This is a genomic window from Flavobacterium xylosi, assembly GCF_042787345.1.
GTDB lineage: Bacteria > Bacteroidota > Bacteroidia > Flavobacteriales > Flavobacteriaceae > Flavobacterium > Flavobacterium xylosi.
The window spans coordinates 234501-248839 of sequence record NZ_JBHZPZ010000003.1; the positions used below are offsets into that span (position 1 = coordinate 234501).

Sequence of the window (14339 nt, forward strand, 5' to 3'; positions counted from 1 at the left end):
GTTTAAAAGTAAATGTGTAACTATTATTCTGGAATTTGTTGACTTAGACAATGTAAAGTTCCAAAGCCCCAAATAAAATCGATAGCGCTTATCCCGATGATTTCTCTATCAGGAAAACATTCTGCAAGTATGTTTAACGCTTTTCGGTCATTACTGTCGTTAAAAGTAGGAACCAAAACGCAATTGTTCAAAATCAGGAAATTGGCATAACTGGCAGGCAATCGCAGCCCATCAAATTCCAAACGTTTTGGCATTGGTAAAACCACAATTACTGGTGATTTTCCGTTTTCTAGTTTGGCATTTTGCAAGCGTTTTAAATTGTCTTGTAACGGTTTGTAGTTGTTATCCGTTGGATCTGTTTCTACAATTGTCACAATGGTATCTTCATTTACAAATCGGCATAAATCATCAATATGACCGTGTGTATCGTCACCTTCAATTCCGTCACCTAACCAAATCACATTAGTAATTCCAAGGTATTCGTTGAAAACGGCTTCGTAATCTGCTTTGGTGAAATTTGGGTTCCGAACCTGAATATCCGGATGCATCAAGCACTCTTCTGAAGTTAGTAAAGTTCCTCTTCCGTTAGTATCAATTGCCCCACCTTCTACAATTACTGGTTTTCCTTTATACATGACTTGAGTCACAGGAATATTCAAGAATTCGCCCACTTTTGCAGGAACAAATTTGTCTAATTGAGTGTTCTTATATTTGGCCCAACCATTAAAATTAAAGTTTAAAGCTTCTCTTTCGTTTCCGTTTTTAACGATTATTGGACCCGAATCACGCATCCAACTTCTATTGGTTTTGTGAATGATGTACGAAACGTTAGTTAGTTCAACATGAGCTGTTTCCAGCATCGTATTGACTTTTTCTTTTTGGTTTTCATCGGCAACCACCAAAAAGACTTTTTCGAAAGTGGCTACTTTTTTAATAAATTCGACAAAAGCCCATTGAACCGCTTCGTATTTTCCCGGCCAATCCTTTCCATTGTGTGGAAAACACAGTAAAATTCCTTGTTGCTTTTCCCATTCGGCAGGAAACCTTCTATTATTTGTAGTCATACAGCGTTTCTAATTATAAAGACTGCAAATATAAACATTCAGCAGGATTTTAAAATAGTTGGCAACCATTCATTTTCGGACATTTCATAAATTTATAAGAATAGTTTTGGTAATGATTATATAATATTAAGTTAATTACCATTGATATAACGCTAACTATTTTTGATAAAACTAAAATCAAGAACAGTTATGAAAAAATATGGTGTTACAATACTAGCGGCAATTATGGTATTGTCAAGTTGTGAAAATGACTCTAATAAGGAGGAATCTCCTGAGTTGGTTGTAAATGAAAACGCTGCCACTTTCAAAGAAATTGGTTCCATTACTATTGGCGGCGCTGGAGCTGCTGAAATAAGTGCGTATGATGATGTTTCGAAAAAGTTATTTACGGTTAACAACAGTAATACAAACAGGATCGATGTTATTGATTTATCTAATCCGTCAAGCCCGGTTTTTCTGGCAAGTATCGATTTGACAACGTTTAATGGAACTTCAAATAGTGTAGCAACTTATAATGGCAAATTAGCGGTGGCATTGGAAGCAAAACCTAACAAGCAAGATGCCGGAAAAGTGGTCGTTTTTGATACGGCTAATTACAGTTTGATCAAAGAAATTACGGTTGGTGCTTTACCGGATATGATTACATTTTCTCCAGATGGAAATTTTATCATGACTGCTAATGAAGGAGAGCCAAATGATACGTATTCGATCGATCCGGACGGTTCTGTATCTATTATTGCCGTTGCTACTAATTATGCGGTTACGACTTTAAATTTCGGAAGTTTTAGCAATCAATTGAGTACGTTGAAAACTAAAGGATTCAGAATTGCAAGCCCAACTAATAATTTTGCCTCTGATATTGAACCGGAATACATCACGATTTCTGCTGATTCTAAAACGGCTTGGGTGACTTTACAGGAAAATAACGGAGTGGCTAAAATTGATTTGGCAACTAAAACAATTAAGAATATTTTTCCGTTAGGTTATAAAGACTACAATCTTGCCGAAAATGCTATCGATATCAACGATAAAGATGGAGGTGTTTTAGCTAATACATGGAAAGCCAAAGGAATGTTTCAACCGGATGCAATAACTAATTTTGAAATCAATAAAATTCCTTATTTTGTTACCGCAAATGAAGGAGATGCCAGAGAATATTCTGCTTTTGTAGATGTAAAAAGAATCAGCAGTTCTTCGGTTGTTCTGGATCCAATTGTATTTCCTAATGCTGCAGCTTTAAAAGCCGAGGCAAGTATGGGAAGGTTGAATATTAATACCAAAATGGGTGATACGGACGGCGATGGCGATTTTGATGAATTAGTTTCTTTTGGCGCCCGTTCTTTCTCAATTTGGAATGGAAACACAGGAGAAATAGTATTCGACAGTAAAAATGAATTAGACAAGAAAGCACAAGAATTGGGTATTTATGATGATACCAGAAGTGATGATAAGTCAGTAGAGCCAGAATCAGTTGTGGTGACTAAAATGGGCGATAAAACGATTCTTTTTGTTGGCTTGGAACGAGTGGATGCGGTTATGGTGTATGATGTTACGAATCCGGCTTCTCCAAAATTTTTACAGACTTTTAAAACGGGTGATGCGCCTGAAGGATTACTTTTTATTCCGGCTTCGAAAAGTCCTACCAAAAGAAGTTTAGTGGTGGTAAGTAGCGAAGGCGATGGTGTCGTTAAAATATTTCAACCCGATTTGAATTAGATTTTGACGTTTACTTTAAATAAAAATTCCTGCTTAGAATGATTTGAAGGCGATGGTGTCGTTAAAATATTTCAACCCGATTTGAATTAGATTTTGACGTTTACTTTAAATAAAAATCCCTGCTTAGAATGATTTCTTAGCAGGGATTTCTTAAATATGGAAAGACGACTTAATCAATCGCTCTTTTTGTAATATCTCCAAAAGCGTCTATTCTTCTGTCTCTGAAAAATGGCCAGTTCTGACGTACATTTTCCTGTAAATCTAAATCTACTTCGGCAATCAGGATTTCTTCTTTATCGTGTGAGGCTTGCGCCAAAATTTCGCCTTGTGGTCCCGCAATAAACGAAGATCCCCAAAACTGAATTCCCGCCGTATCTGGCAAGTATTGCTCCAAACCGATTCGATTTGCTGCAGCAACGTAAACGCCATTTGCAACCGCATGACCTTTCATAACACTCATCCATGCACCATGTTGGTTTACACCATATTCATCTTTTTCTGCTGGATGCCAACCAATTGCTGTTGGGTAAAACAACACTTCAGCACCTTGTAAAGCCGTTAAGCGAGCCGCTTCAGGATACCATTGATCCCAACAAATTAAGGTTCCTATTTTTCCTTTTTGAGTCGGAATAGTTTTAAAACCCAAATCACCAGGCGTAAAATAGAATTTTTCATAAAAATGTGGATCATCCGGAATATGCATTTTGCGGTACAATCCTGCTTCTGTACCATCTGTGTCAATTATGTATGCACTGTTATGGTAAATTCCTGCCATTCTTTTTTCGAAGAAAGGAACAATAATGACTACGCCTAACTCTTTTGCCAAAGCGCTAAAAGCAATAAACGAAGTGCTGTACAATGGTTCTGCCAAAGCAAAATTATCTACATCTTCGCTCTGACAAAAATAATGACTGCTGTATAATTCCGGCAACGAAATCACTTCGGCACCAAGGTTTGCGGCATCACGAACCCAACTGATACATTTTTTCAGGTTGTTTTCGGCAATGTCATTAAGATTCAATTGAATGACCGCTATTTTGTATTTCTTGTTTGGCATGACTAAAATTTTAGACTGCAAAAATAGTGAATTTTATAAAGAGTAGAAAATAGGGGTAATGCGTTTTTTAGGTTTTAAATTGTCTGTAGGCTTATTGTATTGGATTTTTAGGAATTACACTGAAGTTAAGAGAATTTGTCTAGCGGATATAAAGAACATTTAAAGTTGGATCAAGACTTTGAGCTAGAGAAAAATTAGTATAAAATTGGCATTAACAAAATCAGGAGGCTTTATTTTTGCATATTGTATTATAGCTAATAAAATTTGTTAAGTTTTGCTACGATACAGTAATTTATAATTCATTAAATTTTCACAATTATGACAGAAGAATTTCAAACCATTGATAAAGAAGAAATTGCTCTTCTTAAATTTCCGATAACAGATGTTCTTGACGATGTTGACGAAATAAAAACCAGAATAAGTGAGATCAATAGGGCACTAGCCTTGGGTAATTTAGAGCATTCAAAAATTAAAATTTTCTTCGAAGATAGCGAATCCAAAAAAATGGTAGACACCACCGTTTGGGGTGTTACAGACAAAAAAGTGATGTTAAAGCAAGGTGTGATGATTCCAATTCACAGAATATATAAGCTGTTTTAGCATATGGTATACATTAATTATTTGGAACGGTTATTTTAATCATTCACTATGATTACTATGATTTAAACAAGAAAAAACGTCTTTTTACTCTTTGCTTGCGCGCGAGTCCTGCTCGTAGTCTATTACAAATTTACAGTTGTTTTTTGTTAGAGTTCACGAGCTGGACTGTTGAACAAAGATTTTAATTTTCTATCGTTATGTATAAATTCGCTATTTCTTCTATGAAATTTTGTGGATGCGAGCCTACTAAATTTGTCAAAATAATTACTGAAACATTATCTTTTGGATAAATGTATAAGGCATTTCTATTACCGCCTAACGAAGCAATTACAGGGTTTTTAACTCTTGAAGAGGAATAAAAACCAATCGAACTTTGATCCAGAAAACCGTTTTCTTGGTATATTTCTCCATTATCTAATCGTATTGGAGTCCAAAGCGTATTTAGATTTTCGGCATTAATTAATTGATTACTTTGTAATGCGATTACCCACTGTGCCATTTCAGTTGCCGTTGAATATATTCCGCCGGCTGGAAACAAATTTGAAGGCATTGGTTGATAGACATTGGTTAGAATATTATTTCTAAAATAAGAATAGGGCTTTGCGGAGTGCTTAATTATGTTGTAAAAATCGCCTATTCCAGCTTTGATGGAATTCTTCATCTCCGCTTTTTTATACTGGTTTTCTGAAATGAATTTTTCAAATGATTGTCCGCTTATTTTTTCAATTAGCATTCCAAGTAGCAGGTAATTGGCTTGACTGTCTCTGAATTCTTTACCAGGTTTAAAAATAAGAGGCAATTCTTTTATTTTTTGCAATAAAGTTTCACTATTTTCGGATAACATATTTCCTTGTGAATCCCAAATTTCAGGTAGTCCCGATTGATGAGTCACGATTTGTTTTACGGTAATATTTTGCCATGTTTTGGGCAGCTTATTCAAATATTTTGAAATAGGTTCGTCAAGATTTAATTTGCCATTTTCGACTAATTGCATAATAGCAACTCCTGTAAATGCTTTAGTAATAGAATTTATGCTAAAAATAGTATGGCTATCAACTGCAATTGAATCTTCAACTGATGCTAAGCCGTAATAACCTGTTTTAACAATCACATTATCTTTGATAACTGCTAATTGCAAACCAACAATTCTATTTTTTTGCATCAGGTCTTTTATTGCACTATCCACTTTTTCAGCTTGAGAATAAGTAGAATTACAAACAGTAAAGTAGGCAAGGAGAAGCATTATTTTTTTCATGTATTATTTTGTTTTTTTGGTTAGTTTTAAATAGTCTGCGGATATTTCTTGTATGGAGTTCCTCTTGACGACTCCGAAGGCGGGAGGCTTTCGAGAGCGGGGGGAGGCTTCGTAGAGAGGGACAGTGGTTTGGTGGTTAAAATTTATTGTTGGTTTGTGTTTGTTAGTGTTCACGAGCGGGACGCTCGCACTAGCAGGGGCACAGTTTAAAAAACTCCGTAACGATAGAGGTATATCAGCGTTTTGATTTTTATTGGTTTACAACTTTTCTAAGTAATTCCGTTGGTTTGTCTTTGTTCAAATAAATACCTTTACTCTCCAAATCTTCAATTACCGAATTTTTGAATTCAAGTTTATTAATTAGGTGTTTGTGTCTAATGTCAAATATTTTAAATAAGTCATCCCAGGTCATTGCATAAATTTCGTAATTCCTAACAGCCTCAACTAAAAACCGTTTGCCTTTTCCTTTGTTAGATTCGTATTTGTCTTTAATCCAATCATCAACATTTTTCCCAACAAGTATTAATTTCCAGGTTCTTAACTCACTTATGAATTTAGGTTCATTTATTATGAACCTAATATATTCCTCTATTTGGTCAAACTGTGCTTTTCCAATTTCAACGCTTGGTCTTTTGAGTTCAACAATAATATTTTCTTCGATTGTATATTGGTCACTATTTGGGTCAGCTTTTTCAACTTGTCTTGCTATAAATATATCAGGTCTTTTAAGTTTATCTTTTGATTTTAACTTCTCTTTATTTTTCTTGCCGGATTCTATAAAATCTAAATAATTATTTAGAGAAGTTTCAAAATTTTTGTCAGCAGAAACTAAATGATATTGTTCTCCAAAAAGCCAATAATTATTTTCAATGACTTTTTGAATATGGTCTCTTTCATTAGTGAATTTTTCTAGCTCAAAAACCATTTGTTTTATAACGTTTACAACATTAAAACGTCCTTCTAATAAGTTAACTAGTTCGACAATACTTGAAATCTTAGTTTTTTTGAGAGTGTTAGAAAGTTCTTTTCTTTCTTCATCCGATAAGTCGGTTATATTTTCTAAAATGTCCAAAATATTTTCTCGCTGTTCTGTATCTAGAAGTAAGTTTAAAAATCCAACCAGCGTTTTACTTTGTGCTTGCCTTAAACCTAGGAAAATTTTTGGCTGAATACAATAAATTTCTTTTACAACATTTTCTAAATCCTTCTTTCTAATCTGATCGTAAGAATTATTTTTAAAGAGCGGGAAAATTTTATTTGTGTTATAATCATCAATTAATTTTTCAGCTTTTTTGTCTCTAATAAACAGTCTCTCTTCTTGAGAGATAAAATCGTTGAGAAATTCGATAAGATGTCTAAAAGTAATATCGCTTTGGTTGTTACCGTTTAAACCAAGAGTTGGTTGGTCAGATTTGGTAAATTTAAAATTATCAAAGTACTCAGATTTTATATATACCGAGTGATGAAAATCGACTGCTTTATTGTTAAAAGAAGTGTGTTTTCTTTCAACCTCTTTTTGTTCCTTGTTCAAAAAATAGTAATAGTATTTATCTCCTATGTTTTTATTCCATCTTATATAACTAATATAGAATATTTGCCCATTTATTATTTCCTCAAATTCTCTAAAATCTCCAATCGTATCCCAGTAGTCGAGGTCAACTCCATTAATTTTTATTTTATAATCACACTCCTTATTTAAGAAGAGAAACCATCCAAATTCACTTGCTAAATAATTTATAAAATCTTCACTTCCTAATAAATCGCCAGTCAATGAATGAAATGACTCAAAATGAACTTTTGTTCCTGTTTTTTTGCTTATTGAAACTATATTTTCGGAAGTTTGGAAATCTTGTAATTTTTCTTTTGAAATAGTGATATTATACTTCAAAAAATCTGAATTTTCACTTTTAAATGTGGTTTCCCAAATTGCTTTATTACAAAAGTTAGTAAATGAAAATCGTCCTTTACCAGCTTTTCCTTTTACAAAACCATTTTGGTCGAATGTTTTAGTTTTCTGAGAATCCATAAACTGACCAAAAGTATCTTCTATTTTGATGAGATTAATTCCAGAACCATTATCGGAAATAGAAAACGAATTAATATAACCTACAGCATTAGAATCATAGTTTATTTCAATCATTGTAGCATTAGCATCAAATCCATTCCAAACATATTCGGCTATTGCCTTTTTGAAATCTGATGGTAATCCACTTTGCTCAATGCTTTTGGTCGTTATTTTTGCTGTATGTTTTTTCATTAGATATTCGTTTGGTAAGATTGTGGTTAACTCCTAAATACTATTACTATGCAATATCAAATTCACACCCATAACGGTTTATTATTGTGCTATAGAAATCTTATTTTTTTTAGCTAAGATATACATATTTACATTAAATTAGTAAGAATAAGAGTCTCTTTTTTTAGGCCCTAGAATAGTTGTTATTAAAACAATACGCAATTTTTTAGCCGCGATGGGAGCAAGTATCCTTTTTATAAATGCAACTCGAGAGGGTTGCGTTTATAAAAAAATATAACGGACCGCGGGACAATTCGTCTTGAAAAAACAAAGTCGCCTGCTCCTAAAAAAGAATGGCACAAAAAAACACCAGCCTTTCGACTGATGTTCAAAATATTTTAAAATATGTTACAGCTAAAGTGTATTGAATTGTTGCTTACTTTTTGCCAATTATCTTTTTGAACAGGTTTACCAATCCTAAAACAATTCCACCGATTAGAAGTCCGATTAAAAATTCGGTTACGATGGAGGGTAATTGGGGTAAAATACCGTGTAAAAAATCGATGTTGTGTACAAATATGCCTCCTGCCACTAATATCAAGGCAATAGTTCCTATTACGGATAAACTTTTGATGACTTTTGGCAGCGCTTGAACCAGAATATTACCTACCGTTTTTGTAAAACTTCGTTCTTTAGTACTAAGCTTAATCAGTTTTAAACCGACTTCATCCATGCGGACAATTAGGGCTACAATACCGTAAACACCCACCGTTGCTATTATTGCAATGATGGAAACAACAATAATTTGTGATGTAATGGGTTTCCCTATTACGGTGCCCAGCGCAATAATTACGATTTCTACTGATAAAATAAAATCGGTTACGATGGCTGATTTTATTTTTTCTTTTTCATAGGCTAAAATTTTTTCTTCAGTCAACGGTTCCAATGAAATTTCGTGCTTTGCATGTTCATGAGGAAAGAAGTATTCGTAAATTTTTTCGGCGCCTTCGTAGGCCAAATAAAGTCCGCCAAGGACTAAAATTATAATAACGGCTACCGGTAAAAAAGCACTCAACAGAAAAGCTATGGGTAAAATGATTAATTTATTTAGGAAAGAACCTTTAGTAATTGCCCATAATACGGGAAGTTCTCTTGATGAAATAAATCCGGAAGCTTTTTCGGCATTTACGGCTAAATCATCGCCTAAAATCCCAGCCGTTTTTTTGGCTGCAATTTTACTCATTACCGCAACATCATCCATAATTGCTGCTATATCATCTAATAGTGCGAAAAAACCTGATGCCATTTTGATTGTTTTAGAAAGTGCGTTGATTTTGGTATTATTTTCCCAAAATTTGATCAACACATTTTGTTTATTTAATGATGCGAATTTAATATTTTTTTGGTTTACTCAATTTATAAATGCAAAATTTCTCTTCTAGCCCTGATGGGAGCAAGTATCCTTTCCAGTCCTGAACTTGTTTCAGGATCCTGAAACAAGTTTAGGACTGGAAAGATACTGCGGACAGCGGGACAACTCGTGATGAAAAAACGGAAAGTCCTGCTCCTTAAAAATGAAAAACAGTAGGATTTTGGTTTAATTTTTTTGTGGAACGTTTCTTAATTTACTATTTTCAAACTTCGTACCTTTGCGCTTTAGAAATTGAAAGAAAATGATTGAAATAGGAAAATACAATACGCTTACCATTTTACGAGATACCAAAGTGGGTTTGTTTCTGGGGAATCCAGAAAAAGATCCGGAAGGAATACATGATATTCTTTTGCCTAACAAATACGTGCCAAACGAATTTGAAATAGGGGAGGAACTTATCGTTTTTGTGTATTTGGACCACGAAGAAAGACCCGTTGCCACCACATTAGAACCGTATATATTATTGAATGAATTTGCACTTTTGCGTGTGAATTATACTAATCAGATTGGTGCTTTTATGGATTGGGGAATGGAAAAGGATATTTTGGTTCCGTTTAAAGAGCAGGCGCGTCCTATGGAAAAAGGGAAACGTTACTTGGTGTACCTCTATATGGACGAAAAAACCAATCGTTTGGTTGCTTCAAGTAAATTAAATCAGTTTTTAAAAAATGACCACCTAACAGTTGAAAAAGGGGAAGAGGTAGATTTAATCGTTTCCCATATCACTGAATTAGGAATTAACGTTATCATCAACGAAAAGTACAAAGGTTTAATGTACAAAGATGAGGTGTATGATGATGCGATTCGTACGGGAGACCGCATGCGAGGGTATATCAAAATGATTCGTCCCGATAACAAAATTGATGTGTCATTGCAAGTTCAAGGATATCAAAGTATCGAACCCAATGCAGAGATAATTCTGGACGAGCTAAGAGCCAGCAGAGGATTCTTGCGTTTGACTGATAATTCGCATCCGGAAGACATTAAAACGGTTTTGAAGATGAGTAAGAAAACTTTCAAGAAAGCAATTGGCGCTTTGTATCGAGAGAAATTAATAGAAATCAAAGAGGACGGAATTTACTTGGTTAAGGAATAAAGGAGTACTAATACACTTTTTAATATTAATTATTTTTCAAATTAAGAGATTAAGAAAATTAAGTTCTAAAGTAAATCCTTAATGCAACTTAATTTCTTAATGGTTTTATAAAAAGACAGAAAGGTTATAAAATTTTCAGCGTATTAAAAAAAAAGAAAGACTAATCGTAACGGTTAGTCTTTCTCTTTTTACTAGTGTTTCATAAATTTAAAACAGTAGTAAAATAATCTAAAATTCATTATTAAAGTATTTTTATCCACTTGAAAATTTAATAGTATAAAACTATTGGCATGTTGAATAAAGTTCCATTTGCTTTAATAAATGAGGGTTTGTCTTTAAATGTCCAAACATTTGCTTCGTAGCATCTATTCAATTTTACATAAAAGCCGTTGGTTTTGTATTTTTCAGAAGATTATTTCTCTTAACAATTTTGTTTTGCTCAACATAGGTGATGAGCGAGAAAGGTAATCTGTAATTTAACCGTAGGTGTAAATTTTATTTTCCTGGTATTGGGGCAAATGGTTGTACCATTAACTCTTTAATCGGGGCTTTAAAAATATTTTTATAAGTTATTACCGTAGAAAAAGGAGCGACAACATTTTTAATTGTGTTCAATACATTCTTTTTTTAGGTTAATAATTCAGTGAAAAAAATGCTAAATCAGATTAAAATAATACGTACAACATTGATTAGCAATCATTAAAATTAATGATTATTTTGATTAAGGGCTAATGTTTCCTGTTTTTATTTTGGTTTTTTAACATTTTTTGCTTATTTTATCAGAGAATGATTACCGTGACCTTATTTGAAATAGAATAGATAGTATGCGAAAAATAATTTAATTTTACAGTAAATAATTTAAACGGATTGACATGGATTGGATTACTGCCAAAGAATACGAAGATATCACTTATAAGAAATGCAATGGTGTTGCCAGAATCGCTTTCAACAGACCGGATGTACGCAATGCTTTTCGTCCTAAGACGACTGCTGAATTGTATAATGCTTTTTACGATGCGCAAGAAGATACTTCAATAGGAGTAGTTCTATTGTCTGCCGAAGGGCCATCGTCTAAGGACGGCATTTATTCTTTTTGTAGTGGAGGCGACCAAAACGCGCGCGGTCATCAAGGATATGTGGGTGAAGATGGACAGCATCGTTTGAATATTTTAGAAGTACAACGATTAATCCGTTTTATGCCAAAAGTGGTCATTGCTGTAGTTCCTGGTTGGGCTGTAGGTGGTGGACATAGTTTGCATGTGGTTTGCGATCTGACTTTGGCCAGTAAGGAACACGCTATTTTCAAGCAAACTGATGCTGATGTTACCAGTTTTGACGGAGGTTACGGATCTGCCTATTTAGCAAAAATGGTGGGACAGAAAAAAGCAAGAGAGATTTTCTTCCTTGGACGCAATTATTCTGCTCAGGAAGCTATGGATATGGGAATGGTAAATGCCGTTATTCCGCATGACGAATTAGAAGATACGGCTTTCGAATGGGCACAGGAAATTTTGCAAAAATCACCAATGGCTATCAAAATGCTGAAATTCGCTATGAACCTTACCGATGATGGTATGGTTGGGCAGCAGGTTTTTGCCGGCGAAGCTACACGTCTTGCTTATATGACGGAAGAAGCGAAAGAAGGTAGAAATGCATTTTTGGAGAAAAGAAAACCAAATTTTGAAAAAAAATGGTTGCCATAGTTTAATGATCAGTTTTCAGTCTCAATGTTCAGTATTCAGTTTTCAGTCGCAATATTCAGATAACAGAAAGCATTATAACTTAGCGCCTTTGTGGCTTTGTGGCAAAAAAATATAGCGCCTTTGTGGCAAAAAAAATAGTCTAAATGGAGAATTTTACAAACGAAACTATAGATACGAGTCAGCTTCCAAAATTTGAGGAAGTACAGTTTACGGCTTTGCATCCTAATTATTGGAAAGTAACTTTGATAAATTGTTTTATTTCCATTCTTTTTTTATGTTTTGGTGTACTGTTAGCATTGACTTTTATCGATGAATTGTCGGGGTTCGAATCCCAACTGATCAGTTTAACTCTTGTATTAATAGTTTTGATTTTGTTGTTTTCCCGTATTGCTTTCCGCAAAAAAAGATTTGCTTTCAGGAACCACGATGTGCTTTTCAGACATGGAATAATTGCTACAAATACAATTGTAATCCCTTATAATAGAATACAACATGTGGCTTTGCATGAAGGATTTGTTTCACGTTATTTTGGTTTGGCCAAAATTGAAATTTTCACGGCTGGAGGAAGTTCAAGCGATATCGAAATTCCCGGTATCGAAAAAGAACAAGCCGAAAACATCAAGCAGTTGTTGATGGGTAAAATACAAAAACAACTTTAATGAGTACTGATTTCAGTCAACCGCAACGTCAGTCTGTGGTTGGGATTTTCGTACTATTTTTTTATACGCTGCAGCAATATGCAAGAGCGTTATGGCCTATTATTGTAATTTGGATTTTCAAGTTTGATCAAGTTAATAAAACATACCTTTTGCTCGGAACGATTCTTACGGTTGTTGTTATTGGCGTAGTTTCGTATTTGAGATATTTGAATTTCACTTTCTTTTTAGATAACGAAAATGAAGAATTTGTAATCACCGAAGGAGTATTTAATAAAACTAAAACGGCGATTCAACTCCATAAAATCCAACAAGTAAATATAAACCAGTCTTTTGTTCAAAGATTAATTGGCGTTTACGAATTGGATGTAGATACAGCCGGATCCAATAAAAAAGAAGGTGCTATTAAAGCGATTTCGCATGAATTGGCATTGGAATTGAAATCTCGTTTGTTAGAAAATGAAGTTAAAAAAAGTATCAGCGAAACCGAGGAATTTCCCTTTCAAAAATCAATTGAAAAACCAACTGAAGAAGAACATCCTTTTATAAAAATAAGTTTCTTGAGCTTGTTGAAAATAGGAATCACCTCTAACTACGGGAGAAGCATTTCGCTATTGTTGGTATTTTTCATCACGGTTTCAGATTACATTAAAAAAATCACAGGAAGAGATGTTTTGAATGATAAAAACATTGAAAATTATGTTGATAAGAATTTTGTTATTCAAACCTTTTTTATCTTTATTTTATTGTTATTGGCGACTGTTTTAGCAATCAATTTGGTCCGAATTGTTTTCAAATATTATGATTATAAAATTACAAGACAGAAAGGTTCTTTATTGCTTTCTTTTGGATTATTAAATACAAAAAGCACTATTATAAAGCCAGAGAAGGTCCAAATTACAACCGTTACCAGTAATTATTTTCAAAAGAAAATGAGTATTCTGGAACTGAAAATCAGGCAAGCCACAAGCGGCGAAAAAGAAGAGCGCAAATCAGCAATCGAAATTCCGGGTTGCAGTGCATCAGAAAGTGATGCGATATTAAAGTTGTTGTTTCGAAAAATTCCCAAGAAAGGGGTGATGTTAAAACCTAATTTTCGTAAGCTTGGCTTTTCTCTTTTCGTATCAATAGGATTACCTTTGTCTGGATTTGCTGCATTTGGATATTGGGTTATGCCTATAGTTTTTAATTATAGTTATTTAGTGCCGATTTACATTATTTTAGTTGGGTTAGTTCAGTTTTTTAAATTCAAAAATAACAGACTCTTTATTGATGATCATTTTATAATCAAGCAAAGTGGCGCTTGGGATATTAGCAATGAAATAATTGAACCGACTAAAATTCAGGCAATTACAACATCACAGCTTTTTTGGCATAAAAATTTGGATATAGGTTCGGTAACTTTACATACTGCAGGTGGTGAAATCTCTTTCCAATTGGGTAATTTTACAACAATAAGACAATATGTCAACCTTTGGTTGTACGAAATAGAAACTTCCAATAGTAATTGGATGTAAATAAAAT

General features: G+C 33.8%; 11 protein-coding genes. 6 read left to right on the forward strand and 5 right to left on the reverse strand.

Annotated elements, in window-relative coordinates:
- Positions 1 to 23: 23 nt before the first annotated feature.
- Positions 24 to 1064 carry an agmatine deiminase family protein gene (locus ACFX5E_RS03840; protein ID WP_379853848.1) on the reverse strand — a complete coding sequence of 347 codons (1041 nt, stop codon included), beginning with the start codon at positions 1062 to 1064 and terminating at the stop codon, positions 24 to 26.
- Between the two features lie 189 nt (positions 1065 to 1253).
- On the opposite strand from ACFX5E_RS03840, the gene ACFX5E_RS03845 reads away from it, so the two are divergent.
- The gene (locus ACFX5E_RS03845) at positions 1254 to 2780 is read left to right on the forward strand and encodes a choice-of-anchor I family protein (protein WP_379853849.1); all 1527 of its coding nucleotides are present in this window, start codon (positions 1254 to 1256) and stop codon (positions 2778 to 2780) included.
- Between the two features lie 169 nt (positions 2781 to 2949).
- Here the strand turns inward: ACFX5E_RS03845 and ACFX5E_RS03850 are convergent, their stop codons facing one another.
- Positions 2950 to 3837 (reverse strand): carbon-nitrogen hydrolase, encoded by an 888-nt coding sequence (locus ACFX5E_RS03850; RefSeq protein ID WP_379853850.1) that lies wholly within the window; start codon positions 3835 to 3837, stop codon positions 2950 to 2952.
- A gap of 318 nt (positions 3838 to 4155) precedes the next feature.
- Here ACFX5E_RS03850 and ACFX5E_RS03855 point away from each other — a divergent pair, with 318 nt between their 5' ends.
- Positions 4156 to 4437 (forward strand): hypothetical protein, encoded by a 282-nt coding sequence (locus tag ACFX5E_RS03855; protein ID WP_379853851.1) that lies wholly within the window; start codon positions 4156 to 4158, stop codon positions 4435 to 4437.
- Between the two features lie 181 nt (positions 4438 to 4618).
- Here ACFX5E_RS03855 and ACFX5E_RS03860 read toward each other — a convergent pair whose 3' ends face one another.
- The 3 genes from ACFX5E_RS03860 to ACFX5E_RS03870 form a co-directional block, all read right to left on the reverse strand.
- Positions 4619 to 5692 carry a serine hydrolase domain-containing protein gene (locus ACFX5E_RS03860; RefSeq protein ID WP_379853852.1) on the reverse strand — a complete coding sequence of 358 codons (1074 nt, stop codon included), beginning with the start codon at positions 5690 to 5692 and terminating at the stop codon, positions 4619 to 4621.
- 250 nt (positions 5693 to 5942) lie between these two features.
- Positions 5943 to 7949, reverse strand: a complete 2007-nt coding sequence (locus ACFX5E_RS03865; RefSeq protein WP_379853853.1) for an ATP-binding protein — start codon at positions 7947 to 7949, stop codon at positions 5943 to 5945.
- 415 nt (positions 7950 to 8364) lie between these two features.
- Positions 8365 to 9234, reverse strand: coding sequence for a DUF808 domain-containing protein (locus ACFX5E_RS03870; RefSeq protein WP_379853896.1), 870 nt, complete (start codon positions 9232 to 9234; stop codon positions 8365 to 8367).
- Positions 9235 to 9601: 367 nt separating this feature from the next.
- On the opposite strand from ACFX5E_RS03870, the gene ACFX5E_RS03875 reads away from it, so the two are divergent.
- The 4 genes from ACFX5E_RS03875 to ACFX5E_RS03890 all read left to right on the forward strand — a co-directional run bounded on the left by ACFX5E_RS03875 (position 9602) and on the right by ACFX5E_RS03890 (position 14332).
- A complete protein-coding gene (locus tag ACFX5E_RS03875; RefSeq protein ID WP_379853854.1) occupies positions 9602 to 10456 on the forward strand; it encodes a CvfB family protein in 855 nt (284 codons plus the stop codon).
- 872 nt (positions 10457 to 11328) lie between these two features.
- Complete coding sequence (locus ACFX5E_RS03880; RefSeq protein WP_379853855.1) at positions 11329 to 12159, forward strand: 1,4-dihydroxy-2-naphthoyl-CoA synthase; 831 nt, start codon at positions 11329 to 11331, stop codon at positions 12157 to 12159.
- Between the two features lie 143 nt (positions 12160 to 12302).
- Positions 12303 to 12818, forward strand: a complete 516-nt coding sequence (locus tag ACFX5E_RS03885; protein ID WP_379853856.1) for a PH domain-containing protein — start codon at positions 12303 to 12305, stop codon at positions 12816 to 12818.
- The gene (locus ACFX5E_RS03890) at positions 12818 to 14332 is read left to right on the forward strand and encodes a PH domain-containing protein (protein ID WP_379853857.1); all 1515 of its coding nucleotides are present in this window, start codon (positions 12818 to 12820) and stop codon (positions 14330 to 14332) included. The genes ACFX5E_RS03885 and ACFX5E_RS03890 overlap by 1 nt, the downstream gene beginning before the upstream one ends.
- The last annotated feature ends 7 nt before the right edge of the window (positions 14333 to 14339 follow it).